This is a genomic window from Klebsiella sp. BIGb0138 (assembly GCF_004342285.1).
Taxonomy (GTDB): Bacteria; Pseudomonadota; Gammaproteobacteria; order Enterobacterales; family Enterobacteriaceae; genus Klebsiella.
On the sequence record NZ_SMCV01000005.1, the window covers coordinates 270,493 to 296,360 of the forward strand.

Genomic DNA, 25,868 nt, shown 5'->3' on the forward strand with positions numbered 1-25,868 from the left:
GCAGCTGCGGTCAGCGCATGGCTGGACAAGCACGCGGCTCGTCGTCCCGGTAACGGAAGACGAGCCTGTTTGTGGAGAGGGGGTGAGCGTCGGAACAGGAATTAATCCCGCTCAGCGATGCGATCGTCGAGCCAAATGAGCATCAGGGAGGAGAGAAAGGCGATGGCGAGTGTGCCAATAAATAGCCACATAAAAAATACCTCAGAGGTTTTATTATTTTTCTGCTTTGACCGGTGAGTGGTTGTTTCTGTTGAGTATGGTGACTTTTGTTGCCTGCTGGGAGGTGGCGAGAGTAAAGAAATCATCAGCATCAATATCAAAATTCAGCACGATTTCTCTGTATTTTCCACAGGTTATTAATTCCTTCGCTTCTTGCATACTGCTGGCTGTAATTGTCGGCATCGTCTTATCTCGTGTGAAAACTGCTTAGCAAAGTAAGAGTTTGTGCATATCAGATCAACTCTTTTTTATGCTCGTCGGCAGGAGTTTATTTCCGTACTTTTCCCGGGGAAAAGGCGGGCGCGCGGGAATACCGGGCAGGCCGCCGCGTATCCCCCTGACCGACGGGTTAACAGGGTAAGGTTTAACCCTGCTGCTTTTCGCTCATCAGCTGACGGCAGCGCTGCTGATCCTCACGGATACTGTCCTGCTCTTCCTGACTTAACTGTAGCCAGGTCTGGCGCATTCGCTCGGCCAGCGCCGGAATAAAATGGGTTTTGTGCAGGGCATAATCCGAGTTGCCGCCTTCGACGATGTTTTCCATGTCGCGGAGAAACGTCCCACTATCGTGACGATCGATGACGCAGAAAACCGAGCGGTAGTAAGCCTCATCTTCTGCGGAATAGTGCGGCGTGAGCCACCAGGCAAGCAGCGCGATAAGCGCCAACGGCGGGATAATAAATGGTAATTTCTTTAGCATAGCTCAGTCGCGAAGGGGAAACGGGAACCTGAGTGTACCCGCTGTGGAAAGCGGATGTCATCCCGCTGGCATCATTTCGCCTGCGGACTGAGGGAGGCAGGCGCTGCACAGCGATAAAAGAGCAGGTGAGCGCATTCGCCGCAGGAGTATTCAGAGTCATCATATGCATCGCTAAAAAATAAATGGCGGCCGATCGTTGAGTCGCTTACAGCGTATATCCCTCCGGGATTGGCCTTTAATAGTGAATATCGCCGACGATGCGACGCTATGTTAACGGCGCCGCATTAACGATGACGAAAAATAACGGAAAACAGCGGCGCATCATCCGCTGACCATCCCGAACCGGAACAAGGTTCCGGGCCGCCGTGTCAGGGTGAGGAGCCGTATGGCTCGCCGGTAGCGGGTTTTCTGAACAGGAAAAAACGATCCTCTGGCGATATTTTTTATATGCCGAAAAACTTGCTATTTATTTTTCCTGGATAATTCGCCCTTTGACTCATTATATTTTTACCCGGTTTGAGGGGGAATGTTGTTTTTATCTTGTAGATTCAACGTGCTGCGCTCTGCATCACTATTTTATTCTCAGGTTCTAAATTTATAATAATTTACCTGATTGTTACGCTTTATTAACCTCGGTCCTGCGCAGTGGTTTATTCCTGGCGATTGAACACCATTCGAAGGACACATTATGACCGTAGAAAAAACAGAGATTGATACGCTGATCGTTGGCGGAGGCCAGGCCGGTATTGCCATGAGTGAGCATCTGACGAAGCTTGGGATCTCGCATCTGGTTATCGAAAAAAAGCGTATTGCCGAAGCCTGGCGCACCGGGCGCTGGGATTCGCTGGTGGCGAACGGCCCGGCGTGGCATGACCGCTTCCCGGGGATGGAATTTAAAGACGCTGACCCCGACAGCTTTATTCCGAAGGACGAGGTGGCGGCTTATTTTGAAGATTACGTCCGGGAATTCGCTCTGCCGGTGCGTACCGGCGTTGAGGTGAAGAGCGCGGTACGCAACAGCGGGCGCCCGGGGTTTACCATTGAAACCACCGCGGGGGTCATTGAGGCACAGCGTATTGTGGCCGCCACCGGGCCCTTCCAGAAACCGGTCATTCCGCCAATCGCGCCGAAAGAGCCCGGTATTCATCAAATTCACTCCGCCGGCTACTACAACCCTGCGCAGCTCCCGGTCGGTGCCGTGCTGGTCGTCGGGGCGGGCTCCTCCGGGGTACAGATTGCCGACGAACTCCTGCGTGCCGGTCGCGAGGTCTATTTATCCGTGGGCGCCCACGACCGTCCGCCGCGCGCTTATCGCAACCGCGACTTTTGCTGGTGGCTGGGGGTGCTGGGGCTGTGGGATGCGCCTGCCAGCGCCCCGGGTAAAGAACATGTTACGATTGCGGTCAGCGGCGCCCACGGCGGCCACACGGTGGATTTTCGCGAGCTGGCGCAGCGCGGTATCACCCTGGTGGGGCTGACAAAAGACTTTGTATCCGGTACCGCCACCTTCCAGCCGGATCTGTGCGACAACATCCGTCGCGGGGATGAGAACTACCTCGCGCTGCTGGATGCCGCGGATGCCTACATCGCGGCCAATGGCCTGGATTTGCCGGAAGAACCTGCCGCCCGCGAGTTTTTACCTGACCCGCCGTGCATGACCTCGCCGATCCTCTCTCTGAACCTGGCGGACGCGGGCATCACCACCATTATCTGGGCGACCGGCTACGCCGTGGATTACAGCTGGCTCAATGTGAATGCCTTTAATGAGCACCATCGTCCGCAGCATCAACGCGGCGTCTCCAGCGAACCCGGGGTCTATTTCCTCGGACTGCCGTGGTTGTCACGCCGTGGCTCGACCTTCATCTGGGGCGTGTGGCATGACGCGAAACACATCGCCGACCATATCGCCACCCAGCGTAAATACAGCCAGTACCGGGATGCCGGCCAGCGCTGAACACCCGCTTACTTAGAGGATAAAAATGATGCCGACGCATACCCGCATTCGCATGTTTAATACCAAAGAGACCTACCCCAATCAGACTCTCGATAACGATTTATGTCAGGCGGTTCGCGCCGGGAATACCGTCTATGTGCGTGGACAGGTGGGGACCGATTTTGCCGGTAACCTCGTGGGGCTGGGCGATCCGCAGGCGCAGGCCGAGCAGGCGATGAAAAACGTCAAGCAGCTGCTGGAAGAGGCGGGGAGCGATCTGTCGCACATCGTGAAAACCACGACCTATATTATTGACCCGCGCTACCGCGAGCCGGTGTATCAGGAGGTGGGGAAATGGCTGAAAGGGGTCTTCCCTATCTCCACCGGGCTGGTGATTTCCGCGCTGGCACAGCCGCAATGGCTGATGGAGATCGATGTGATTGCCGTAATTCCCGATGATTTTGTCAAATAAGGAGCGACGATGACCTTTTCTATCGCAGCATACTGCCCGGAAAGCGGGCAGTTTGGTATTGCCATCAGTTCCTCCAGTATCGCCGTCGGTGCCCGCTGCCCCTGGCTGCAGGCCGGAGTAGGGGCGGTGTCCAGCCAGAACATCACTTTGCCGGCGCTCGGCCAGCTGGCGCTGGCGCAACTGGAACAAGGTTTAGAGCCAGAGAAGGCGCTACGCAGAGCGCTGGCGGAGGATGACTTTAGCCGCTACCGGCAGATTATCGCCATCGATGCCAACGGCAGGACGGCCTCATTCAGCGGCGATAAGACGCTGGGCATCTATCACGTTGCCGAAGGAGAGAACTGCATTGCCGCTGGCAATATGCTGGCCAGCGCCTCGGTGATTGAGGCGATGGTCGCCGGCTTCGGGCAAAGCGAAGGTGAAATGGCGATGCGTCTGGTTGCCGCGCTGCAGGCCGGACTGGCCTGCGGCGGCGAAGCGGGGCCGGTCCACTCGGCGGCGGTGAAAGTCGTGGATGACTATTCATGGCCGCTGGTGGACCTGCGCGTTGACTGGAGCGAGCACGATCCTGTTGCTGAGCTTGCCGCGCTCTGGCAGGCGTATGAACCGCAGATGCAGGCCTATATTACGCGCGCGCTCGATCCCCGGGAGGCCCCCAGTTACGGAGTACCAGGCGATGAATCATGAGGTGACAACGCTTCTGGCCACGCTACTGGCGTTTGATACCACCAGTCGTGAATCCAATCTGCAGATGATTGACTACATTAACCGCCTTCTGGGCGGTTTCGGCATTGAGACCCGGCTTTTCTACGATGAAGAAGGTAAAAAGGCGAATCTCTACGCCCGGTTAGGCCCGCCGGGGCCGGGTGGCGTGATGCTCTCCGGCCATACCGACGTTGTGCCGGTTGACGGTCAGCATTGGACGGTTCCGCCGTTCCAGCTGACCCTCCGCGATGGCCTGTGCTACGGGCGCGGCAGCACCGACATGAAGGGGTTTATTGCCTGCGTGCTGGCCTCTATTCCCGCCTTTCTCGCCCAGCCGTTAAGCATGCCGCTGCATCTGGCCTTTTCCTATGATGAAGAGGTGGGTTGTCTTGGCGTTCGTAGCCTGGTGGATCATCTTAAGGCCTCAAAAGACAAGCCCGCGTTGTGCATCATCGGCGAGCCTACGGAGATGCGCCCGGTCTATGGTCATAAAGGCAAATTAGCCATGCGCTGCCAGGTGCACGGTAAGGCTTGCCACTCGGCCTATGCCCCTCGTGGGGTGAATGCTATCGAGTATGCGGCAAAGCTGATTAGCCGTTTAGGCATGCTGGGTGAAAAGCTGGCGCTCAGGCAGGATCCCCGGTTTGACCCGCCTTACAGCACCCTGCAGGTGGGGGTGATTAAGGGGGGCGCGGCGCTCAATATTGTGCCTGAAAGCTGCGAGTTTGATTTTGAAATTCGCCATTTGCCGGATGTCTCCCTTGCGCAGACGCTTAGCGAGCTGCAGGCGTATGCCGGCGATGAGTTAGTGCCGGCGATGCGGGCGGTGGCGGCGGAGGCAAATATTACCTTGCGTGCGCTGAGCCAGTATCCAGGCCTGTTAAGCGACCCGCAGTCGGCTTTTGCCGGCTGGCTGGCGCAATGGGCGGGCAGCGAGGCGTTCTCTACCGTCGCCTTTGGCACCGAAGGCGGCCTGTTTGACGAGGCGGGCGTGGCAACGCTTATCTGCGGGCCGGGAAGCATGGAGCAGGGGCACAAGCCGGACGAATTTATTGCCCTGAGCGAACTGGAAAAATGTCTGGCGATGCTGGATAACCTGCGCCGCTGGATGGCGATTTCTTAAGAGTATGCGCCTGATTCAGGCGCATTTTTACCCGCCGCAATTCAATAACCGACGGTGTAGACCCGGCCGCTCTGCACGCCTTCCACGCTGCGGCGATAGGCCTGGGCGACGGTCGTCGCCGGTACGCTGGCGAAGCCGGGGAAGAAGCCATCATAGGCCGCGGCCGACTCGGTCAGCACGGTGGGGCTGACCAGGTTGATGCGGATCCCGCGCGGCAGTTCGCAGGCGGCGGCGCGGACAAAACCTTCCAGCCCGGCGTTCACCGTGGTGGCGTTGACCCCCTGAGCAATCGGCTCATGGGCGACAATGCCGCTAATCAGCGTAATCGAACCGCCATCTTTCAGATAATGCTGGCCGGTGAGCGCCAGGCGGATCTGTCCCAGCAGCTTATCCTGCAAACCCTGGTTGAAATCCCGATCGCTCATCGTCGCCAGCGGACCAAAGAACAGGCTGCCGGTGGCCGAGACAATCGCATCGATCTGACCCACGTCTGCAAATAGCGCCTCGACGCTCGCCTGGGAGGTGATATCAACCTGCCGATCGCCCTGGGTACGAGCGACGCGGATGACTTCATGGCGGCGGCTCAGTTCTTCGGTAACCGCACGGCCTACGGTTCCACTGGCGCCAATAACGACGATTTTCATGGCTGACTCCTTATCTGTGGTGAGTCTCTATTCTTTAATGAAACCGACATCGGATAAACTGGCTAAAAGTTAGATGATTACTAACCAGAGGTTTGTAATATGGATAAGCTCCGCGGAATGGAGACGTTTATCGCCGTGGTGGAGTGCGGCAGCTTTACCGAAGCGGCATCGCGGCTGGAGATGTCGGCGGTGATGGTCGGCAAATATATCGCCCTGACCGAGCGTCAGCTCGCTACCCGCCTGCTGGAACGCAACACCCGGCGTCAAAGCCTGACCGATGCCGGTCGGGTCTACTATGAAGAGGCTAAGCGGGTGCTTGAACAGGTGTCGATTGCCGAAAGTTCAGTAGAACGCCTGCGCCTTGCCCCCGCCGGGACGCTGCGCATCAGCGCGCCGACCTCCTTTGGCGCCTGTGCGATCGCCCCGCTGACCGCCGCTTTCTTACAGGCGTGGCCGGATGTGCGCGTGGAGCTGGATCTGACCAACCGGACGATCGATCTGGTGGATGAAGGGTTCGATCTGGCGATCCGCATTGGCGATATTCACCACACCGACCTGGTGGCGAAATATCTCTGTCCATACCGGATGGTGATTTGCGCTGCGCCCGCGTACCTCGCCCGCCACGGCACGCCCACGGCGCCAGAGGATCTGGTGGATCATCTCTGCCTGTCCCATACGGTATGGACCGCGCGGAATGAGTGGATCCTGCCCGGCGCGCAAGCGGAGGTGCGCTGGAAGCGCGATGCGATCCTGCGCTGCAATGACGGCTATGCGCTGCGGATGGCGGCGATTGCCGGAGCCGGGCTGTTGCTACAGCCGGAAGTTCTGTTGGCCGAGGAGCTGGCCAGTGGAAAACTCGTGCGGGTGCTGGAGGCGTATACCCCGCGGCCACGGCCGATACATCTGCTCTGGCGTCAGGATCTTCGCCCGCTGCCGAAGCTGACCCGTTTCGTGGAGTATCTACTGAAAGAGGGAAAACGCTATTTATGAACTACGCTTATTGGGTCTGATATAAGTTTTTCGTAGGTCATTGCCAGTCACAGGAGGGAATATGGGATTGTTGAGTTTTGTGAAGGAAGCGGGTGAGAAAATCTGGGACGCGGTTTCAGGCGGCGACAAAGAGGACCAGGCCGACAAGCTGAAAAAGCACATCGATGCGCTTAATCTGCCTGGCGCGGACAAGGTCAATATTGCCGTGGCAGAAGATGGTACCGCCACGGTGACCGGCGACGTGGCTTCGCAGGAGGATAAAGAGAAAATTATGGTGGCGGTGGGTAACGTGACCGGTATTGCTCAGGTCAGCGATAACGTTACCGTGACGCAAAGCGGAGCGGAAAGCCGCTACTACACGGTGAAATCCGGCGACACCCTGAGCGCGATTGCCAAAAACATGTATGGTTCCGCGAATGACTATCCGCGGATTTTTGAAGCCAATAAACCGATGTTGACCCATCCCGACAAAATCTATCCGGGACAGGTACTGATTATTCCGGCGAAGTAAGACGGGAAAATCGGCGTTCATTAACCACCCCCCATTTATACGGAGTCTGCAATGGGATTACTTGATCAAATCGGCGGTATGCTGGGCGGCCAGGCCGGTAAAGCGGAGCAGCTACAGGCCATAATGAGCTGGATCCAGCAGCAGGGCGGGATTCAGGGAATTGTGGAGAAATTCCGCAGCGGCGGCCTCGGCGAGATCGTGGAGTCGTGGATTAGCCAGCAAAATAATTTGCCGGTCTCCAGTGACCAGGTGACCTCGGTATTCGGATCCTCTACGCTGCAGGATCTCGGGGCGAAACTCGGGATCGATCCGCAAACCGCGTCGGCGCTGATCGCGCAATATCTGCCTGACATTGTTGATGGTTTATCGCCAGCGGGCGAGGCGCCCGCCCAGCAGGATCTACTGTCAGAGGGTATGAGTCTGCTGAAAGGCAAACTGTTTAGCTGAGTGCTGATAGGCGCCGCCTTGTCAGCAAAAGCAAAAACCCGCCGTCCGGCGGGTTTTTTGTTTACTCACTGAGTGCGCGCTGCCAGTCGGCGATCAGATCCTGTGGATCCTCGATACCGACGGAAAGGCGAATCAGCTGAGGGGTAATGCCATTGGCCAGCCGTTGTTCCAGCGGAATAGAGGCGTGGGTCATGCTGAACGGTTGGCTGACCAGGCTTTCCACGCCGCCCAAACTTTCCGCAAGGGTAAACAGCTTCAGCTTGCTGATGACCTGCTGCGCATAGTCATCATCGCCTTTCACCACCAGCGAAATCATCCCGCCGGGCAGGGCCATCTGCCGGCGCGCCAGCTGATGGTGGGGGTGCGATGCCAGCCATGGGAACCAGACTTTCTCCACCTGCGGCTGCTGTTCAAGCCATTCGGCGAGGGCCAGCGCATTGCTGCTGTGACGCTCCATACGCAGCGCGAGCGTCCGGATACCGCGTAGCGTCAGGAAGCTGCTGAACGGGTCAAGCACGCCGCCCACCGCATTTTGCAGATAGCCCAGTTCCTCCGCCAGCTGGCGATTGTCACCGACGACCGCCAGCCCGGCGACAACGTCGGAATGGCCGTTCAGGTACTTCGTCGCCGAATGCACCACGATATCGAAGCCCAGCTCGAGGGGGCGATGGACGATCGGGGAGGCAAAGGTGTTATCGGTGACGCTGATAATATTGTGCCGACGGGCAATCGCCGCGATGGCGCTGAGATCCGCCAGCTTAAGCAACGGGTTGGTTGGGGTTTCGACCCAGATCATGCGCGTATCCGGCTGAATGGCCGCTTCAATACCGGCCAGATCGTCGGGCTTGACCCAGCTGACCCGCAGCCCCGCGCTGCGACGGCGGACATTCTCGAGCAGCCGATAGGTGCCGCCGTAGACATCATCGACGGCCACCAGATGGCTGTCTTTATCCAGCAGCTCGAGGACGGTGGAAATCGCCGCCAGGCCTGACGCAAACGCGTAGCCGCGGGCGCCGCTCTCCAGCTCGGCAATCGCCGTCTCCAGCGCGTGGCGGGTCGGGTTGCCGCTACGCGAGTATTCATAGCCGGTATGTTGCCCCGGCGCGGGTTGGGCAAAGGTGGAGGTAGCGTAAATCGGCGGCATTACGGCGCCGTGCCCGTCGTTAAAGACGCCGCTATGTACGCTCAACGTATGCAAATTTTTCATCTTTCGTCCTTAGTGTTCAAGTCGGTTGCGCCAGGTCGTCAGCACGTCGCTGCGGGTGATGAGACCTAAAAAACGTTCGTTGTCAGCGATAACGGCCACCAGACCGCGATCGAAAATGGCTTTCAACGCGCTTTCCGGCGCGTGTTTATCCAGCGTTTCTACGTTGCGGGTCATCGCCTCCCGAACGGGCAGCGAAAAGCGCTGGCTGTCGCCCTGGACGTGGCTGATCAGATCCCACTCATCGACGATACCGACGACGCGGCCGTTTTCCAGCACCGGCAGCTGGGAAATGTCATACAGACGCATGCGCGCGAGGATGGCGGCGAGGGTATCGTCGGGGGCCGCGGTGACGGTAGCCCCTTCATCGTGGCGCAGGGCGATAAAATCGCTTAAATCGCCGCGCGGCGGCCGGCTCAGCAGGCCCTGCTGGCGCATCCAGTCGTCGTTAAACATTTTGGAGAGGTATTTGTTGCCGCTGTCGCAGGCGAAGGTCACCACCCGTTTCGCGGTGGTCTGCGCCCGGCAGTAGCGCAGCGCGGCGCTCAGTAAGGTGCCGGTTGACGATCCGGCCAGCACGCCTTCGGTTTGTAAGAGCTGGCGGGCGGTCGCGAACGCTTCGCCATCGCTGATGCGATATGCGGTACGGACGCCGTCCAGATGGGCCAGCGGTGGAATGAAGTCTTCGCCAATCCCTTCGACCAGCCAGGAGCCTGTTGCACCGTAGCGCCCGGTTTCAACCTGGTCGGCAAGGATCGATCCCGCCGGGTCGGCAAGAATAAATTCGGTTTTTGGCGAGTGTCTGGCAAACCAGGCCTGCAGGCCGCCGAGGGTGCCGCCGGAGCCGACGCCGACGATGATGGCGTCGATATCGCCGTCCAGCTGAGCGTATATTTCGGGCGCGGTAGTGGTGGCGTGCGCCAGCGGATTGGCTTCGTTATTGAACTGGTCAATATAGAAGGCTCCCGGCGTTTCATCCGCCAGGCGGCGCGCATAATCCTGATAATAGTCCGGGTGGCCCTTCGTCACATCCGAGCGGGTGAGGAGCACTTTGGCTCCCAGGGCGCGCAGATGGAAAATTTTTTCCCGACTCATTTTGTCGGGAACCACCAGCGTCAGGGCATAATTTTTTTGCGCGGCGATCAGCGCCAGCCCCAGTCCGGTGTTACCGGCCGTCGCTTCAATAATGGTTCCGCCGGGCTTTAATTTACCCAGCCGTTCCGCCTCATTAATCATCGACAGCGCGACGCGGTCTTTAATCGACCCGCCCGGGTTCTGGTTTTCCAGCTTTAAAAACAGGCTGCAGGGGCCGGTATCCAGCTTGTGCAGCTGAAGCAGCGGAGTGTGACCAATCAGGTCGCTAACGGAGTGAAAGACTGACATAACAATTTGCCCATTCGTATCGAGATATTTGAATGGTAGGTCTGCAAAATTGGTAATTTAAAGAATATTTGTCCGTCATTAAGAGCAAAATGGAATATAAGATGCTTTTTGGCCATCCGGAGGGAAAGCCTGTTAGCCGCCTGGGCGTGTTGATTTCCAGATAAGGCCTTTTTTGCCGTATTTTTCACCGAATTAGCGCCTCGCGCCCGGCGCTTATCTTTATTTCAGGAAAGGGTTGGCGAAAATATTCTATAGCCGGACGAACGTTTTTACGGCTGACCATTTTTATTATTCCGGCGGCTGCGTTATTTCACCGATGGCGTCAACGATGCGCCGACACACCGGCAGTGACGGCCGCCGGTGGGGAGCTTAAAGCACAAAGTCGGCTATTCAATGCCAGTATTGATACATGCTGCTGGGCTGGCGTGCATGGTAAGCTCTTTTAATAAGCTGCCCCCCGCTGGGGCAGTAATAAAGAATGATGACTGCGCGAAAAGGTGAGATGTGGCGGAATTTATTTCATTAGTAATAAGTTCATTTTGGCCGATGTTTTATGCCGGGCTGGTTTTTACTATCCCCATAACCTTAATTTCTTTTTTCCTCGGCCTGCTGCTGGGGTTTATTGTCGCGCTGATTCGTTTATATGGCCCGGCACCGTTGAAAAGCGTGGTGCGTTTTTATGTCTGGATTATCCGCGGCACCCCCTTGCTGGTGCAGCTGTTCCTGATTTTTTACGCGCTGCCCAGCGTCGGGATTACCCTGGATGCCTTTCCTGCCGCGGTTATCGGCTTTACCCTGAACGTCGGCGCCTTTACCTCGGAGGTGATCCGGGCGACGCTGCTATCGGTCGCCAAAGGGCAGTGGGAGGCGGCGCACTCCATCGGCATGAGCTGGGGGCAAGCGCTGCGCTATATTATCCTGCCGCAGGCGGCGCGAGTGGCGGTGCCGCCGCTGTCGAATACCTTTATCTCCTTAGTCAAAGATACCTCGCTGGCATCGGTGATTACGGTACCGGAGCTCTTTTTAGCCGCCCAGCGTATTGCCGCTGTCACCTACCAGCCGCTGATTCTGTATAGCGAAGCGGCCCTGCTCTATTTATTAATTAGTTCGGTCTTAGCGTATTTACAGTCCCGGCTGGAATTACGTTTAGAAAGAAATACGCTGATAAAGGAAGAGCATAATGATAACGCTGTCCGGACTTGATAAAAATTTTGCCCAGCAGAAGGTGCTGCATAATATTTCTTTAACGATTGCGGAAGGCAGCGTGACGGCGCTGATTGGTCCATCGGGCAGCGGTAAAAGTACATTATTACGCTGTATTAATTTACTGGAAATCGCGCAGGCCGGGAAATTAACAATTGGCAACGAGGAGATTATTTTCTCTCCCGCCGCGGCGCCAAAAAGAAAGGACATTCGTCGTATTTGCCAGCAAACCGGCATGGTCTTTCAGAACTTCCAGCTATTTCCGCATCTGTCGGTGCTGGAAAACATTATGCAGGGGCTGATGGTGGTGCAGAAATGGCCCCGCGAACGGGCCAGGGCGCGGGCGGAAGAGCTGCTCGCTAAAGTCGGCCTGGCGCACAAACGCCATGCCTGGCCGGCGATGCTCTCCGGTGGCCAGCAGCAGCGGGTCGCCATTGCCCGGGCGATGGCCCCCTCGCCGAAAGTGCTGCTCTGCGATGAACCGACCTCGGCGCTGGATCCTGAGCTAGCCCAGGAGGTGATCGCCGTTTTGCGTCAGCTGGCGCAGGAGGGGACGACGATGCTGATGGCGACCCACGATCTTCGGCTGGCGGCAAATATTGCCAGCCAGGTGGTGTTCCTCGAGTCCGGCCACATTGTGGAGAGCGGGACCTCGCGGGACATTTTTACCCGGGCCAGGAAAACGCGTACGCAGCTTTTTATTTCCACGCTGACGGAGACGTTTCCCGATTCCTGGGAAATTTAAAAAAATAACACGGCAATCCAGATGAAGGAGTGAATGATGAAAGTACTGATGACCGCATTGCTGGCTACCGCCATTCAGCTGAGCGTGACGCACGCGGTCTACGCCGGCGAAAACCTGGCGAAGATAAAATCGGCGGGGGTGTTTAAAGTCGGCACCGAAGGGACCTTCCCGCCTTTTACCTATCATGATACCTCCGGCAAGCTGGTGGGGTTTGATGTCGATATCGCGCGTGAAATTGCCCGGAGGATTGGCGTGAAAGCGGAGTTCGTTGAAGGCAAGTGGGACGGTCTGGTGGCCGGGCTGGATGCTAACCGCTACGACGCGGTGATTAATCAGGTCTCGATTACGCCGGAACGCCAGGCGAAATATGATTTTTCTGTACCCTATATCACGCCGAAAGCGGTCCTTATCGTGAATAACAACAATCAGGATATTCACACCTTTGCGGATTTGAAGGGCAAAAAGTCCGCCCACACGCTGACCAGCAACTATGCGCAAATTGCCCGTGAAAATGGCGCGGAGGTGGTGGGGACGGATGGCTTTGACCAGTCAATCGCCCTGGTGGCGCAGGGGCGCGCGGATGCGACCATCAACAGCAATCTTTCGTTCCTCGATTTCAAAAAACACAAGCCCGACGCGCCGGTGAAGATCGTGGCGGAAAGAAGTGATGCCGAACAGGAAGCGGTGTTAATCCGCAAAGGGGAACCGGAGCTACGGCAGGCGATCGATGCCGCCATCGCCGATATTCGCGCCGACGGCACCTACCAGCGGATTTCCAGGCAGTATTTCGGCGCGGACGTCTCGAAATAGTCCCGCTGGCTACGCTTTTTCGGCAACCCGCGTCTTGCTGCGGCCGGTAATACGTCGGCCGGGGGCGATCGACTGCCCGCTTGCTCTCCGCTGGAGGAAAACGGGCAGAACCCGGTACGCCGTCTTTGCCGTTAAGTCGCGGTTTTTGGTGATCCTTTTCACAGATTAGTCGCATAGTGTCGCGCCTGATGGCGATGCCCCTTTTCAATCACCCGCGAAGTGATAACCATCCCATACAGAAAATATACCGTCGCCCCGATGAGGGGCCGGGCTGGCCGGGTGGGGAGAGGGAAAAATGCAGAAAGACATCGTGATCGTTCTGGACTGCGGCGCAACCAATATTCGCGCGATGGCCATTGATGAGCGGGGTAACGTGCTGGCCAGCGCCCACCAGCAGAACTTTACGCTGAACCCGTCGGAAAACCCGCTGTGGCACATCTGGCCGCTGGCAAACATCATGGCAAGCCTCGAGCGCAGCTGCCGGGCGCTGGTCAAGAAACTCCCCCATCATCCGGTACGCGCGCTGACCGTTACCGCTTTTGGCGTCGACGGCGCGCTCGTGGACGCCAAAGGCGCGCTGCTGTATCCGGTGATCAGCTGGAAATGCCCGCGCACTGAAGCCGTGATGAATAATATTCAGAAGTATCTGCCGCCGGCCGAGCTTAAGGCTATTACCGGCGTGGCGCCGTATAGCTTCAACACGCTGTATAAACTGATATGGCTGCGGGAGAACGTCCCGGATGTGCTCGATCGCGCCCACGCGTGGCTGTTTATGTCGTCATTAATTGGCTTTCAGCTGACCGGGGAAATGATCACGGAAAGAACCATGGCGGGCACCAGCCAGCTGCTGGACGTCGCGCAAGAAACCTTCAGCGAGCGGCTGCTTGAGTCGATCGGCATTGCGCGCTCGCTGTTCCCGCGCATGGTCAACGCCGGCGAGCCTGTTGGCGAACTGCAGCCAGCGGCGGCGGCCCGCTTCGGGCTTAAGCCGGGCATTCCGGTGATTTCCAGCGGCCACGATACCCAGTTTGCGCTTTACGGCTCGGGAGTGGGGCTCAATCAGCCAGTGCTCTCCTCGGGTACCTGGGAGATTCTGATGGTGCGCTCATCCAGCATCAACACCGATCTACTGCAATCACACACCGCGGCGACCTGCGAGCTGGATAGTTGCAGGGGGTACTTTAACCCCGGCTGCCAGTATCTGGCTTCCGGAGTCCTGGAGTGGATCCGTGAACTCTACTGGCCAGGCGTTCCCGCCCCTCAGGTTTATCAGCAGATGCTGCTGGAGGCAGGGCGCGTGCCGGCTGGCTGCGAAGGGGTGACCATGCGCAGCGATCTGATGGGCGATAAGCAGGCCGGCTGGCGGGGAGTGACGCTCTCCACCCAGCGCGGGCACCTCTACCGCTCGGCGCTGGAGGCGCTGTCGATACGCCTGCGCGAACAGCTGGCGATGCTGGAGGAGGTGGCCGGATTTACGGCCGAAGAGCTGGTGCTCGTCGGCGGCGGCAGTCGCAATGCGCTATGGAATCAGATTAAGGCCGATACCCTGCAACTGCCGGTGAAGGTGCTGGCGAAGGCCGAAACCACCGTCTCGGGAGCCGCGATGTTTGCCTGGGCCGGCGCCGGCGTGTACCGCAGCGCGGATGAGGCGCGGGCGCAGGTGAGCTTTGATTACGAGACCTGGTATCCTCGCTAGCCTAGCGGCGGATAACCGCGGTGACCGTCGCCACGTTGCCGATAATCACTTCGCTGCTGCGCTCTATCTTGCTGGAGTCCACCAGCAAAATGCTCTGCAGGCTCTTTTTCAGCATGAATTTTTTGAACAGCGCGTTGCCGTTATCGGTATCCCAGATATTACCGCCGGCATCGATACCGTCGCAGGAGAAGATGAACAGGTCGATATCGAGATGGCGCACCATATGCAGCGGCGAGTCGTTGATGTAGCTGGCGAATTTTCTATCCAGCGTGCCGCCGGAGCATAAAACCCGAATGTGGGTTTTCTTTTCCAGCTCGGCACAAATGCGGTAGCTGTTGGTATACACCGTCAGATCCTGGTCCGCCAGCCTCTTCGCCAGATGCCAGCAGGTTGAGCTGGCGTCCAGGGCGATGCACATCCCCGGCGTTATCCACCCTATAGCGGTATCCGCCAGCGCGGTTTTCCGCTGGGCGTGGCTTTTCGAGCGCGAGTCAAAAGCCATTTCCGGGGCCTTCGAGGCGTCTTCCAGCCTTCTGGCTTTGCCATACTCCCTTACCAGCAGCCCCTTCAACTGCAGATACTGCAAATCGCGGCGCAGCGTCTCCTTGCTGACGTTCAGCCCGGCCGCAAGGTCGCTGACGCGCAAAGACGCGTTGTTTTTGAGCAGGGCAATAATCTCATCCAGACGGGCCTGCCTGTTCATCTTTTCACTCCTCGTTCGCCGCGCAATCTTGCGCACTATACCCTAAATCATTCGGGTTGCAGGAGGGCGATGCGGCCAATTGCCCGTTTGCCCTCCCTCGACGGCAAACGGGCGCTGCGCGGACGGTTTTTAGCGGCAAGTTTTCTCCTTTTAGGCCCATTATTTTGACAATCATCACACATCTACATGGCTGACTATTGCCATCCGGGACGCCGCCAGAAGATATCGCCAACGTCATCCACCCTAGTTTGTTGCGCCGAGGAAAACACAATGGAAAGAACCGCTATTGCACGCCAGATCATCGACACCTGTCTGGAAATGAGCCGTATGGGGCTTAATCAGGGGACATCGGGCAATATCAGCGTCCGCTTTGGCGACGGGATGCTTATTACGCCGACCAGCGTGCCCTACGAGCAACTGAGCGAAGACGATATCGTTTTTGTCGACGGGCAGGGGCGTGCCGAGGCGGGCAAAACGCCGTCCACCGAATGGCGTTTCCATCAGGCGATTTTGCACGCTAAACCGGATGAGAATGTGGTCCTGCATAATCATGCGGTTCACGCGACGGCGGTCGCCATTCTGAATAAAGAGATCCCGGCCATCCACTACATGGTCGCGGCGGCCGGAGGGACGAAAATTCCCTGCGCGGGCTACGCCACCTACGGTACGCAGGCGTTGTCGGACTATGCGGTCACCGCCATGGCCGGCTATAAAGCCACCCTGCTGCAGCATCACGGGATGATCGTTTGCGGTAAAACGCTGGAAAAAGCGCTCTGGCTGGCGCAGGAGGTAGAGGTACTGGCGAAACTCTACCTGCTGACGCTGGCGGTCACGCCGGACGTGCCGGTGCTGAGCGATGCTGCGATCGATGAGGTCCTGCAAAAATTCCACGGCTATGGTTTGAGCGATATCGTCCGCTAGTCCATCCCCTCTCCCTGCGGGAGCCTCTTTGCTCCCTCCGGCGGCGCGGTCGCCGTCGGAGGTTTCAGCCGCTGGCAGATCTGCATCGTTCCTTTTGCTGCTGTCGCATATCCTCTTTAAACGGTCACTTCCTCGCGATCGGTCATGATCGGTCAATTATGGCCGCGAGGATTTGTGACCGTTTGCCAAAATCTCTCTGTTCATTTATCAAGCGAAAGACGATTTATTCCCGCTACCGCCACAGATCCCACATTTAACATTTCACCTATTTAGCGTTTTTTTTGACAACTATCACATGGTCAGCGCCGCGCTGCGCACGCGCGGTCGCTTTTGAGGGAGCCCGCATTCCGTATGCCACGGCCTGCGTATTCTATTAAACATCGGCAAGAGGAAAAAACATGCTGCCTGTAGAACGTCACCGCTTTATTAGCGAAGTCCTCGCCCAACGTGGGCGAATCCTGGTTCAGGAAGTGGCCGAGCTGTGCCAGATTTCGCTGGAGACGGCGCGGCGCGATCTGGCCCTGCTGGAAAAGCGTGGACTGCTGGTACGCAGCCACGGGGGCGCGGTGTTTGTCGAACACCAGCACGCGGAAAAGCAGTATGTCCCGGCGCAGATCGAGCAAGGGGAGTCTTTTCGCGATCGCAGCAATCAGTCGCCGGACAGTAAAACCCGGATCGCCAAACGCGCTCTGCAGTTTATTGAGCCGGGAGACTGCCTGCTGCTCGACAGTAGTTCAACCAGCTGGTTTCTGGCGCGGCAGCTGCCGGATATCCCGCTGGTGGTGCTGACAAACTCGCTGCATATCATTCAGGCGCTGGCGGCGAAAGCCAACGTCAGAACCATCGGCCTGGGCGGAGAGTACTCGGCTAAATACGAAGATTTTATCGGCGTCTATGCCGAGCAGATGTTGAAAGAGTTCGCCATTAACAAACTGTTTTTCTCCTGCCATAGCATCAGCCATGACGGGGGGATCAGAGAAAGCAATGAGCATCATGCGCGTTTAAAACAGCAAATGCTGCTCTCTTCAGAACACAAAATTTTGCTGGCGGATGCCAGTAAATTCGGCCGCAGTTCGTTTGCGCGGATATGCCACTACCGGGAAATTGACACCCTGATTACCGATCGTCTGGACGATGAGGAGTTTCGGCAGGAGCTGGCCTGGAGCAACGTCAACGTGATTGACGTTGCCCCTTTACCCCTACAAAAGAAAAGCAAAAAACAGCCGTAGCGCCGGCTTCTTCTCGCCCGGCGCTTGCGGAATAAGTTGAACATCTGTGGAGAAACTACATGAAAAAGTCTGTACTGGCCTGTTTGTTGGCTTCCGCTGTGCTGTCCATTTCAGCGGCGCATGCCGCCGACAAAATTCGCATGGGCGTGGTGGTGAAAGTGGGCGGTAATGCCTGGTTTAATGCGATGGAAGCGGGGATTAAAAGCGAAGCGGCGAAGGAAGGTATCGACGCATGGCAAGTCGGCCCCACCAGCGATGACCCGGCGCTGCAGGTTCGCGCGATTGAAGACCTGATCGCCCAGAAAGTCGACATCATCGGCGTGGTACCGAATGACGCGAAGGTACTGGAACCCGTGCTGAAGCGGGCTCGCGATGCCGGTATCAAAGTGATTACCCATGAATCGCCGAACCAGAAATACGCCAACTGGGACTTCGAAATGGTCGATGCCGCCCAGCTCGGTATTAACCACATGATCGCCCTCGCTAAATGTATGAAAGAGAGCGGGGACTATGCGGTTTACGTCGGCAGTCTGACCGTGCCGCTGCACCAGAAGTGGGCCGACGCGGCGATCGACTACCAGAAAGCGCACTATCCAAATATGCATCAGCTTGGCGATAAGTTTGGCGTCGGCGAATCCCTCGACGACACCATCCGCACCACCAACGACCTGATGTCGAAAGATCAAGACCTGAAGGGCATTCTGGCGATTGGTTCACAGGGTCCCATCGGCGCCGGTCGGGCGGTGCAGAACCGCGGTAAGAATGGCGATATCTGCGTCTACGGCTCGTTCAGCCCGGGCCAGGGTCTCTCGTTGGTTAACAGCGGGGCGATCAACGGCGGCTATATCTGGAATCCGATGGTAGCCGGTGAAGTCTTCGTACGCATGGCGAGCATGATATCCAAAGGCCAGCCGATCGTTGATGGCATGGATATCGAAGGGATGGGGAAAGTGCAGGTTGACGAAGCCACCCACACTATCCTCGGTAACAAAACCGAAAGTCTCGACAAGGCGAACCTGCCAAAACTGGTGAAAATGGGGCTGTAATGATGGCGATCTCCGGGATCTTCGAAACCCAAACGACGCCGCTGATTGCTGTGCAAAATCTGTCGGTGACCTTTGGCGGTCAGCGCGCGTTGAACGATATCTCTCTGCAGCTGATGCCGGGTGAAGTGCACTGCCTGGCGGGCACTAACGGCTGCGGCAAAAGCACGTTGATTAAGATTATCTCGGGGGTCTACCAACCGGACGACGGTTGCACCATTACCCTCGCGGATAAAGACTTCAACGCCCAGACCTTCCGCCGGCTTAGCCCGGAACAGGCGCGCAGCTTCGGCGTACAGGTGATTTACCAGGATCTGTCGCTCTTTCCTAATCTGAGCGTGGCGGAAAACATTGCGTTTGACCATAACCTGCACGGGCTGATGGGCTGGTATCGCCCATCGCGCCTGCGCGACACCGCCAGGCGTATTCTCAGCGAGCTGAACTACACGCTGGATATCGATGCCAAAGTCTCCTCGCTGCCGATAGCCCAGCGCCAGCAGGTGGCGATCTGTCGCGCGCTGGTGGCCGATGCGCGGCTGGTCATTATGGATGAGCCGACCGCGTCGTTGACCCGTACCGAAGTTAACCAGCTGCTGCGCACCGTACATTATCTGAAGAGCAAAGGCATCAGCGTCGTGTTCGTCAGCCATCGCCTGGATGAAGTGCTGGAGATTTCCGACAGCGTGACCGTGATTCGCGACGGTAAGCGCGTCGGCACCTGGCCGGCGTCGGAGGTCAGCAGCGAACGTCTCAGCGAACTGATGACTGGCCTCAAGCTGGACTATCGCCTGAAGGCCGCCAACCACAATGACCAGCGCATCATGCTCGAGCTGGACAGGCTGAGCCGCGCGGGCCAGTACCACGATGTTAGCTTCAGGCTGCACGCGGGCGAAGTGCTGGGCCTGTGCGGGCTGCTTGGATCGGGGCGCACCGAGCTGGCGTTGAGCCTGTTTGGCATGACCCGGCCGGACAGCGGCAAAATTTACCTCGACAGTAAACCGGTGCGCTTTCGCGGGCATGAAGACGCCATCAAATCCGGGATCGGCTATGTGTCGGAAGACCGCCTGACGCTGGGACTTATTCAGCAGCAGTCGGTGGGCGATAACACGGTGCTGGCGATCATGGATCAGCTGCGCGGTCGTTTTCATCTGATCGACGAATACCGCAAAAATAAAATCATTCAGCGCTGGATCGAAACGCTGGGCGTTAAGGTCGCCAGCCCCGATCAGGCGATCTCCACGCTGTCCGGCGGCAACCAGCAAAAAATCGTGCTGGCGAAATGGGTGCTGACCCAACCGAAGATCCTGATCCTCGACTCGCCGACGGTAGGCGTCGACGTTGGCGCCAAGGCCAGCATCTATCAGCTGATCCACCAGCTGGCGGCAGAGGGGATCTCGATCCTGCTGATCTCCGACGAGGTGCCGGAAGTCTATTTCAATTGCGATCGCGTGCTGCACTTTAGCGAAGGCACGGTAAAAGGCGAGTATCTGCCCGCCCGGATGACTCAACACCAGCTTGCGGAGGCGGTAAATGCTTAATCTCAACCGGTTACGTCCGTCCACTAACGAAGGCTACCTGGCCTGGGTGCTGGTCGCGCTGATCGTCACTTTCTCGCTGTTAAGCGATAGGTTTTTGACGCTGCAAAATCTGTTGGATCTGTCGGAAAGCTATGCGGTCAGCGGTATTTTTGCCCTCGGCCTGTTCGTGGTGCTGGTCACCGGCGGTATCGATATCTCCTTTGCCGCCGTCGCCTCGGTCGTACAGTACACCATCGCGACGCTGGCGATTCATTACGGCCTGGCCAGCCCGAGCGGCACGATCTTACTGGCGATCGCTATCGGCACCGTCTTCGGCATGATTAACGCCGTGCTTATCTACTGTCTGCGCATTGTGTCGATCATCGTCACCATTAGTATGCAGTCGCTGCTGTTCGGCATGCTGATGTGGTTCACCAACGGCACCAGCCTGTACGACCTGCCGGGCTGGCTGGTCACGCCGTTCCAGGTGCTGCCGTTCGATATTGGCGCCCGACATTATCAGATCGGCCTGCCGCTGGTGGTGATGCTGGCCGTCGCCGCGCTGACCTGGATTTTGCTGAATAAAACTCATCTGGGCCGCCAGCTGTTTGCGGTCGGCGGCGACCAGGAGTCGGCGCGGCGTATCGGTATCCGCGTTGGCGTACTGCATCTGTTTGCCTATGGCTACCTTGGCGCGATGGCCGCCATCGGTGGCCTGGTACAGGTCTATCGCGTGGGGGAAGTGGTACCGAATGCGCTGGTCGGGGGCGAGCTGGACGTACTGGCCGCGGCGGTACTCGGCGGCGCCAGTCTGAACGGCGGTAAGGGGAGCGTCGTCGGTACCCTGATGGGGGTCTTCCTGATCGGTATTTTAAAGAACGGCCTCAATCTGGTGGGCGTTTCCAACTACTTCATGAACATTGTCATCGGCGTGACGATCGTAGTGGCTATCACCGTTACGCACTATAAAAAACGCAAAGAAACCGATGTCGGATTTGCATGAGGAACCTGCAATGTTAAGCAAAACTAAGGGTCTGAAAATGAACTCCAGCGGTACAAGGCTACGTTTCAAAGTTGAGAGCACCACGGTGGGGCTGAGCCTGCTGCTGCTGGTGGTCATTGTCGGCTTCAGTCTGGCGATGCCGGGCCGCTTTTTCAGTGATTCGACCTTTATGAGCGTGGCTTTCCAGCTGCCGGAGCTCGGGCTGCTGACGCTGGCGATGTTTATTCCGATTCTCAGCGGCGGCCTGAATCTGTGCATCATCGCCACCTCGAACTTAACCAGCCTGCTGATGGCGTGGGTGTTTCTCACCTATCTGCCGCCGGATGCGAGTCTTGGCCTGCAGGCGCTATGGCTGACCCTGGCCCTGGTCGGCGCCATGGTGCTGGCGATGGCCATCGGCATGCTGACCGGCGCGCTGGTAGCCTATGTCGGCGCCCATCCGATCCTGGTCACCCTGGCTACCATGACGATGGTGAACGGTATCGGCATCTACCTTTCCCGGGGGGCGGCCATCAGCGGGATGCCCGATATCGTGCGTTATATCGGCGCCGACACCCTGCTGGGCATCCCGGTGCCGCTGATTATCTTTCTGGCCACGGCGGTGCTGATCGCGGTGTTCCTCGAACGCACCCGGCTTGGCAAATACATCTACATGAGCGGCAGCAACATCAACGCCACCCACTTCAGCGGCGTGAATACCCACCGCGTGCTGATCGCTATCTACGTGCTGTCGAGCATGCTCTGCGTGATCGCCGGCCTGGTGATGATGGCGCGCTTTAACTCGGCGCGTATGGGCTACGGCGACTCCTATCTGCTGCTCACCGTGCTGGCGATTATTCTCGGCGGTACGGATCCGTTCGGCGGTTTCGGCCGGGTGAGCGGCGTGGTGCTCTCGCTGGTCGTTTTACAGGTGATTGCAACCGGGCTGAACCTGCTGAACGTCAGCCCGCATTTCAGCCTGGCCATGTGGGGGGCGGTGCTGATTGTGGTTCTCGGCCTGAAGTTCTTCCGCAACCGCTATATGCAAAGGCGGGCAAGCAGGCTGAGTGCGGAAAAAGCCCGGGCGACCACTTCCTAGACCACCTTTTTGATGAATTAACGACACGTATTTTCAATCTCTTTGCTTTCAGGAAAACATCATGGAATACAAAATATCTCCGTCGCTGATGTGTATGAGTTTAATCGACATTAAACAGCAGCTGGCGGTGCTGAACCGTCGCGCTGACATGCTGCACATCGACATCATGGATGGTCATTACGTCAAGAACATCACGCTGTCGCCATTCTTCATTGAGCAGATCCGCCCGCACACTCCGCTGGCGCTCGACGTCCATATGATGGTGGAAAACCCGACCGACTTTATCGAGCCGATCGCCAGAGCCGGGGCGGACTACATCTGCCCGCATGCCGAAACCATCAACCGCGATGCCTTCCGCGTCATTAATCAGATCCGTGCGCTGGGTAAAAAAGTCGGCGTGGTGCTGAACCCTGCGACGCCGGTGGAATTTATTCAGCACTATATTCATCTGCTGGACAAAATTACCGTCATGACCGTGGATCCGGGCTACGCCGGCCAGCCGTTTATTCCCGAGATGCTGCATAAAATTGCCCAGCTGCGCGATCTCAAGCAGCAGCACAACCACCGCTATCTGATTGAGATCGACGGCTCCTGCAACGTGAATACCTATCAGCGGCTGATGGCGGCCGGGGCGGAAGTGCTGATCGTCGGTAGCTCCGGTCTGTTCAATCTGGATAACGATCTGGACAGCGCATGGGACAAAATGCTCGATCAGATGCGTCAGGCGCGTCAGGCAGCCTGAGGGCAGGAGAGGCTATGGCGCATTTTCTCGGCGTAGATATTGGCGGCACCAGTACGCGGCTGATACTGATGGACGACCAACAGGTTTTTAAGGGATATCAAAAGGTTGCAACCCGTTCGTGGGCCGATCTGCCGGATCCGCTCGGCGGGCTTGAGCGGCTGCTTGCCGCATATCTGCAGGAGGGCGCCGTCCCGGTATCCGGCGTGATGCTGGGGCTGCCGGGGATATTATCCCGCGACCGAAGTACGGTACTGTCGCTGCCGTTTATCCCGGCGCTCGACGGCCAGCCGGTTGCGCAGCTGCTTGCGGCGCGGCTCGGTCTGCCTGTCGAGATGGATAAGGACGTCAACCATCTGATGTGGTGGGATTTAACCCGTCTCGACGTTCTTCCCGACGTGGCGGTCGGCGTCTACCTCGGCACCGGCTTTGGCAATAGTCTGTGGCTGAACGGCGATTTTTATCACGGCGCGCACGGCGGCGCGGGCGAGATTGGTCATATTCCCCTCAAGGATAATCCTCTGCCATGCCCCTGCGGCAAAACCGGCTGTGTAGAAACGCTGACCTCCGGCAGCTGGCTCAGCGGCTGGGCCAGGCGGCACGCGCCGGAAACGGCGATATCGGCGCTGTTCGTGCGACACGGGGAACACCCGGATTTACTGGCGTTCGTCGAGCGGCTGGCCTGTGCTATCGCCAGTGAGATGAATATCCTCGACCCGCAATACCTGGTGCTCGGCGGCGGCGTGCTGGCGATGGCCAACTTCCCGCAGGAGACGCTGCAGCGTTTGATTCGCTCGCACCTGCGCAGCCCCTATCCGGCCAATGGCCTCACCATGACTCTCAGCGGCGCCTCCGATGAGACCGGCTGCCGCGGCGCCTGCCTGGCGGCGCAGCGGCGTTTTAAACAACAACTATCGCAGCGGCATTTTCCACTCAGGAGAGAGGCATGAATAAGGGCAAGGTGTGTGTGTTTGGATCATTCAACCTCGACATTGTCGCTGGAATGACCCGTTTTCCGCAGCCGGGCGAGTCGCTAATTGCCCGCAACAGCATGATGGGCGCGGGTGGTAAAGGGGCCAACCAGGCCGTCGCCGCGCTGCGGGCCGGAGCGCGGGTACACTATATCGGCAAGGTGGGGCGCGATGATTTCGGGACTTTCGCGCGTCGCCATCTCGACAACACGGGGTTTGACGCGGTCACGCTGTTTACCACCGGCGAATGCCCGACCGGTAACGCGCTGATTTATGTTGCTGGCGCCGATGCGGAAAACATGATTGCGGTGGATCCCGGCGCCAACCTGACCGTGACGGACGATGAGGTTGCGCAGTGCTATCCGGCGATTGCGGCGGCGGATATTTTGCTCACTCAGCTGGAAAACAATCTTTCGGCAATTGAGAAGCTGATCGGCATCGCCAAAAACAGCGGCACGTTTATTATTCTCAATCCCGCGCCGTTCCAGCCGGTGCCAGACAGCCTGCTGGCGCAGGTCGATTTGCTCACCCCGAATGCCACCGAGTGTACGCTGCTGACCGGCGTTGAGGTCTACGATGTCGCCTCGGCGCAGGTGGCCGCTGAAGCGCTGCACGCGAAGGGCATTAAGGCGCTGATCGTCACCCTCGGAACCCAGGGGGCGCTGCTGTCCGTGGCGGGAAAAACCGAGCTGGTGGCGGCATTTCCGGCGGTTCCGGTCGACACGACCGGCGCCGGTGATGCCTTTAACGGCGCTCTGGCCTCGCAGCTTGCCGCCGGGGTCGATCTCGTTGATGCCGCCCGTTTCGCTGCGGCCTATGCTTCGGTGTGCGTTGAGAGGGCGGGGGCCGCTTCGTCTATGCCAACCTACGAAGAGGCGCGAGCGCGGCAGATGACGGTGGTTTAATTCTTTCCCGGGTTCTACCGGTCCAGGCCCTCTCCTGAATAGGGGGAGGGCATCTACGCCCCGTCGCGCTTCACACGCTGTTCCTCGCCAGACTCGCCTTGCGGTACTGCAGCGGCGTCTGGCCCATCATCTTCCTGAAGCAGGTAATAAAGTAGGTCACTTCGCTAAATCCGACTTCGGCCGCAATCTCATCCATACTGATGGCGGTGTTGCGCAGGAGATCGCAGCTGCGCTTTATTCGGCGCGTCAGCAGATACTCATGGATGCTGCCGCCCGTTTGCTGGCGAAATATGCGCGAGGTGTAGCTGCGCGACAGGCCCAATGCCTGGGCGAGCTCATCCAGGGAGAATTTGCTGGCGTAGTGAGCCTCCACCCAGCTCATAATCCGCGAGGCGACAGTCTGCTGCCGGGGAATACATTGCTCGGGCAGGGCCGGGAGAAAGCCCATTATCTGCATGACCAGAAAGGCGACCTCGCTGGTGGGGATCTGCCCGCCGTGATCCAGCCCGTCAAATTGAGTAAGAATTCTCTCCATGAAAGTGCTGTGTTCGCTCAGGTCGTAAATTTGTGCCGGCGCATTGCTGGCGGCAAGTGCGGCAAACTGGGCCTGATGGCGCGGAAAACTGGCCATTATGCTTTCGACCACCGACTGTTCAATATGCATCGTGGTGCGGTGGTACGGATTTTTCTCGCTGTGATCGACCTGGACTTTATGCAGGCGGAACGGAGGAAAAATAAACAGGCGTCCTGGGCGAGCGGTGTAATGCTGGTTATCCACCACCACAATGCCATAGCCGCTGGAGATATAGAGGAATTCGACGCACTGGTGCCAGTGGTAGTAAATCGCGCTGGTTAAGCGCAATCGGTTAAAAGAGATCGCCCGGCTATCGAGTGTGATGCGTTCCAGCTGCTGTGGTTCACTCATTTTTTCCTCCAGGACAACAGATTTAAATTTTTACGCCATCATTTGCAAT

Annotated in this window: 27 protein-coding genes; 20 read left to right on the forward strand and 7 right to left on the reverse strand. The window is 57.9% G+C overall.

The genetic code is table 11. The features are described 5' to 3' along the window. Positions 1-213: 213 nt before the first annotated feature. Both EDF73_RS13995 and EDF73_RS14000 read right to left on the reverse strand, forming a co-directional pair. Entirely contained in the window at positions 214-402 is a 189-nt protein-coding gene (locus tag EDF73_RS13995; protein ID WP_132729717.1) for a hypothetical protein, read from the reverse strand. A gap of 181 nt (positions 403-583) precedes the next feature. After that, positions 584-919 (reverse strand): hypothetical protein, encoded by a 336-nt coding sequence (locus EDF73_RS14000; RefSeq protein ID WP_132729718.1) that lies wholly within the window; start codon positions 917-919, stop codon positions 584-586. 688 nt (positions 920-1,607) lie between these two features. Here EDF73_RS14000 and EDF73_RS14005 point away from each other — a divergent pair. From EDF73_RS14005 to argE, 4 genes are read left to right on the forward strand one after another with little or no spacing between them, the layout of a single operon-like run. Beyond that, positions 1,608-2,873, forward strand: coding sequence for an NAD(P)/FAD-dependent oxidoreductase (locus EDF73_RS14005; RefSeq protein WP_132729719.1), 1,266 nt, complete (start codon positions 1,608-1,610; stop codon positions 2,871-2,873). 28 nt (positions 2,874-2,901) lie between these two features. Then, complete coding sequence (locus EDF73_RS14010) at positions 2,902-3,324, forward strand: RidA family protein (protein WP_132729811.1); 423 nt, start codon at positions 2,902-2,904, stop codon at positions 3,322-3,324. 9 nt (positions 3,325-3,333) lie between these two features. Continuing rightward, a complete protein-coding gene (locus EDF73_RS14015; RefSeq protein ID WP_132729720.1) occupies positions 3,334-4,011 on the forward strand; it encodes a DUF1028 domain-containing protein in 678 nt (225 codons plus the stop codon). Continuing rightward, the gene (gene argE / locus EDF73_RS14020) at positions 4,001-5,152 is read left to right on the forward strand and encodes an acetylornithine deacetylase (protein WP_132729721.1); all 1,152 of its coding nucleotides are present in this window, start codon (positions 4,001-4,003) and stop codon (positions 5,150-5,152) included. Before EDF73_RS14015 ends, argE begins: the two co-directional genes overlap by 11 nt. Positions 5,153-5,193: 41 nt before the next feature. On the opposite strand, the gene EDF73_RS14025 is transcribed toward argE, so the two are convergent. Further along, entirely contained in the window at positions 5,194-5,796 is a 603-nt protein-coding gene (locus tag EDF73_RS14025) for a short chain dehydrogenase (protein ID WP_132729722.1), read from the reverse strand. A gap of 99 nt (positions 5,797-5,895) precedes the next feature. Here EDF73_RS14025 and EDF73_RS14030 point away from each other — a divergent pair, with 99 nt between their 5' ends. The 3 genes from EDF73_RS14030 (at position 5,896) to EDF73_RS14040 (ending at position 7,744) form a co-directional block, all read left to right on the forward strand. After that, the gene (locus tag EDF73_RS14030) at positions 5,896-6,786 is read left to right on the forward strand and encodes a LysR family transcriptional regulator (protein WP_132729723.1); all 891 of its coding nucleotides are present in this window, start codon (positions 5,896-5,898) and stop codon (positions 6,784-6,786) included. A 61-nt stretch (positions 6,787-6,847) separates the two neighbouring features. Beyond that, positions 6,848-7,297: a peptidoglycan-binding protein LysM gene (gene lysM / locus EDF73_RS14035; protein WP_132729724.1), complete on the forward strand. Its 450-nt coding sequence runs from the start codon at positions 6,848-6,850 to the stop codon at positions 7,295-7,297. A 51-nt stretch (positions 7,298-7,348) separates the two neighbouring features. Next, positions 7,349-7,744, forward strand: a complete 396-nt coding sequence (locus EDF73_RS14040) for a YidB family protein (RefSeq protein WP_132729725.1) — start codon at positions 7,349-7,351, stop codon at positions 7,742-7,744. 61 nt (positions 7,745-7,805) lie between these two features. Here EDF73_RS14040 and EDF73_RS14045 read toward each other — a convergent pair whose 3' ends face one another. Together EDF73_RS14045 and EDF73_RS14050 are read right to left on the reverse strand one after the other, a co-directional pair. After that, positions 7,806-8,951: a PLP-dependent aspartate aminotransferase family protein gene (locus EDF73_RS14045; protein ID WP_132729726.1), complete on the reverse strand. Its 1,146-nt coding sequence runs from the start codon at positions 8,949-8,951 to the stop codon at positions 7,806-7,808. A 9-nt stretch (positions 8,952-8,960) separates the two neighbouring features. Next, entirely contained in the window at positions 8,961-10,337 is a 1,377-nt protein-coding gene (locus EDF73_RS14050; protein WP_165905720.1) for a cystathionine beta-synthase, read from the reverse strand. A 498-nt stretch (positions 10,338-10,835) separates the two neighbouring features. On the opposite strand from EDF73_RS14050, the gene EDF73_RS14055 reads away from it, so the two are divergent. The 4 genes from EDF73_RS14055 to fucK all read left to right on the forward strand — a co-directional run bounded on the left by EDF73_RS14055 (position 10,836) and on the right by fucK (position 14,785). Continuing rightward, positions 10,836-11,534, forward strand: a complete 699-nt coding sequence (locus EDF73_RS14055) for an amino acid ABC transporter permease (protein ID WP_165905718.1) — start codon at positions 10,836-10,838, stop codon at positions 11,532-11,534. After that, on the forward strand, positions 11,512-12,279 hold the full coding sequence (locus tag EDF73_RS14060; RefSeq protein WP_132729728.1) for an amino acid ABC transporter ATP-binding protein: 768 nt from the start codon (positions 11,512-11,514) through the stop codon (positions 12,277-12,279). Before EDF73_RS14055 ends, EDF73_RS14060 begins: the two co-directional genes overlap by 23 nt. A gap of 36 nt (positions 12,280-12,315) precedes the next feature. Next, positions 12,316-13,089: an amino acid ABC transporter substrate-binding protein gene (locus EDF73_RS14065; protein WP_132729813.1), complete on the forward strand. Its 774-nt coding sequence runs from the start codon at positions 12,316-12,318 to the stop codon at positions 13,087-13,089. Positions 13,090-13,384: 295 nt separating this feature from the next. Continuing rightward, entirely contained in the window at positions 13,385-14,785 is a 1,401-nt protein-coding gene (gene fucK / locus EDF73_RS14070) for an L-fuculokinase (RefSeq protein WP_132729729.1), read from the forward strand. Position 14,786: 1 nt separating this feature from the next. On the opposite strand, the gene fucR is transcribed toward fucK, so the two are convergent. Then, positions 14,787-15,488: an L-fucose operon activator gene (fucR, locus tag EDF73_RS14075; protein ID WP_132729730.1), complete on the reverse strand. Its 702-nt coding sequence runs from the start codon at positions 15,486-15,488 to the stop codon at positions 14,787-14,789. Between the two features lie 270 nt (positions 15,489-15,758). Here fucR and EDF73_RS14080 point away from each other — a divergent pair, with 270 nt between their 5' ends. From EDF73_RS14080 to rbsK, 9 genes are all read left to right on the forward strand, one after another. After that, positions 15,759-16,409: an L-fuculose-phosphate aldolase gene (locus tag EDF73_RS14080; RefSeq protein WP_132729731.1), complete on the forward strand. Its 651-nt coding sequence runs from the start codon at positions 15,759-15,761 to the stop codon at positions 16,407-16,409. A gap of 398 nt (positions 16,410-16,807) precedes the next feature. Continuing rightward, positions 16,808-17,638, forward strand: coding sequence for a DeoR/GlpR family DNA-binding transcription regulator (locus tag EDF73_RS14085; protein WP_132729732.1), 831 nt, complete (start codon positions 16,808-16,810; stop codon positions 17,636-17,638). 59 nt (positions 17,639-17,697) lie between these two features. Further along, positions 17,698-18,684: a substrate-binding domain-containing protein gene (locus EDF73_RS14090; RefSeq protein WP_132729733.1), complete on the forward strand. Its 987-nt coding sequence runs from the start codon at positions 17,698-17,700 to the stop codon at positions 18,682-18,684. A gap of 2 nt (positions 18,685-18,686) precedes the next feature. Further along, complete coding sequence (locus EDF73_RS14095; protein WP_132729814.1) at positions 18,687-20,219, forward strand: sugar ABC transporter ATP-binding protein; 1,533 nt, start codon at positions 18,687-18,689, stop codon at positions 20,217-20,219. Next, on the forward strand, positions 20,212-21,201 hold the full coding sequence (locus tag EDF73_RS14100; protein ID WP_132729734.1) for an ABC transporter permease: 990 nt from the start codon (positions 20,212-20,214) through the stop codon (positions 21,199-21,201). The genes EDF73_RS14095 and EDF73_RS14100 overlap by 8 nt, the downstream gene beginning before the upstream one ends. Before the next feature lie 10 nt (positions 21,202-21,211). Then, positions 21,212-22,279, forward strand: coding sequence for an ABC transporter permease (locus tag EDF73_RS14105; protein WP_132729735.1), 1,068 nt, complete (start codon positions 21,212-21,214; stop codon positions 22,277-22,279). 61 nt (positions 22,280-22,340) lie between these two features. Continuing rightward, entirely contained in the window at positions 22,341-23,021 is a 681-nt protein-coding gene (alsE, locus tag EDF73_RS14110; RefSeq protein WP_132729736.1) for a D-allulose 6-phosphate 3-epimerase, read from the forward strand. 14 nt (positions 23,022-23,035) lie between these two features. Beyond that, a complete protein-coding gene (gene alsK / locus EDF73_RS14115) occupies positions 23,036-23,968 on the forward strand; it encodes an allose kinase (RefSeq protein WP_132729737.1) in 933 nt (310 codons plus the stop codon). Further along, on the forward strand, positions 23,965-24,894 hold the full coding sequence (gene rbsK / locus EDF73_RS14120; RefSeq protein WP_132729738.1) for a ribokinase: 930 nt from the start codon (positions 23,965-23,967) through the stop codon (positions 24,892-24,894). Before alsK ends, rbsK begins: the two co-directional genes overlap by 4 nt. A 70-nt stretch (positions 24,895-24,964) precedes the next feature. Here rbsK and EDF73_RS14125 read toward each other — a convergent pair whose 3' ends face one another. Then, positions 24,965-25,819: an AraC family transcriptional regulator gene (locus EDF73_RS14125; RefSeq protein WP_132729739.1), complete on the reverse strand. Its 855-nt coding sequence runs from the start codon at positions 25,817-25,819 to the stop codon at positions 24,965-24,967. Positions 25,820-25,868 lie beyond the last annotated feature (49 nt).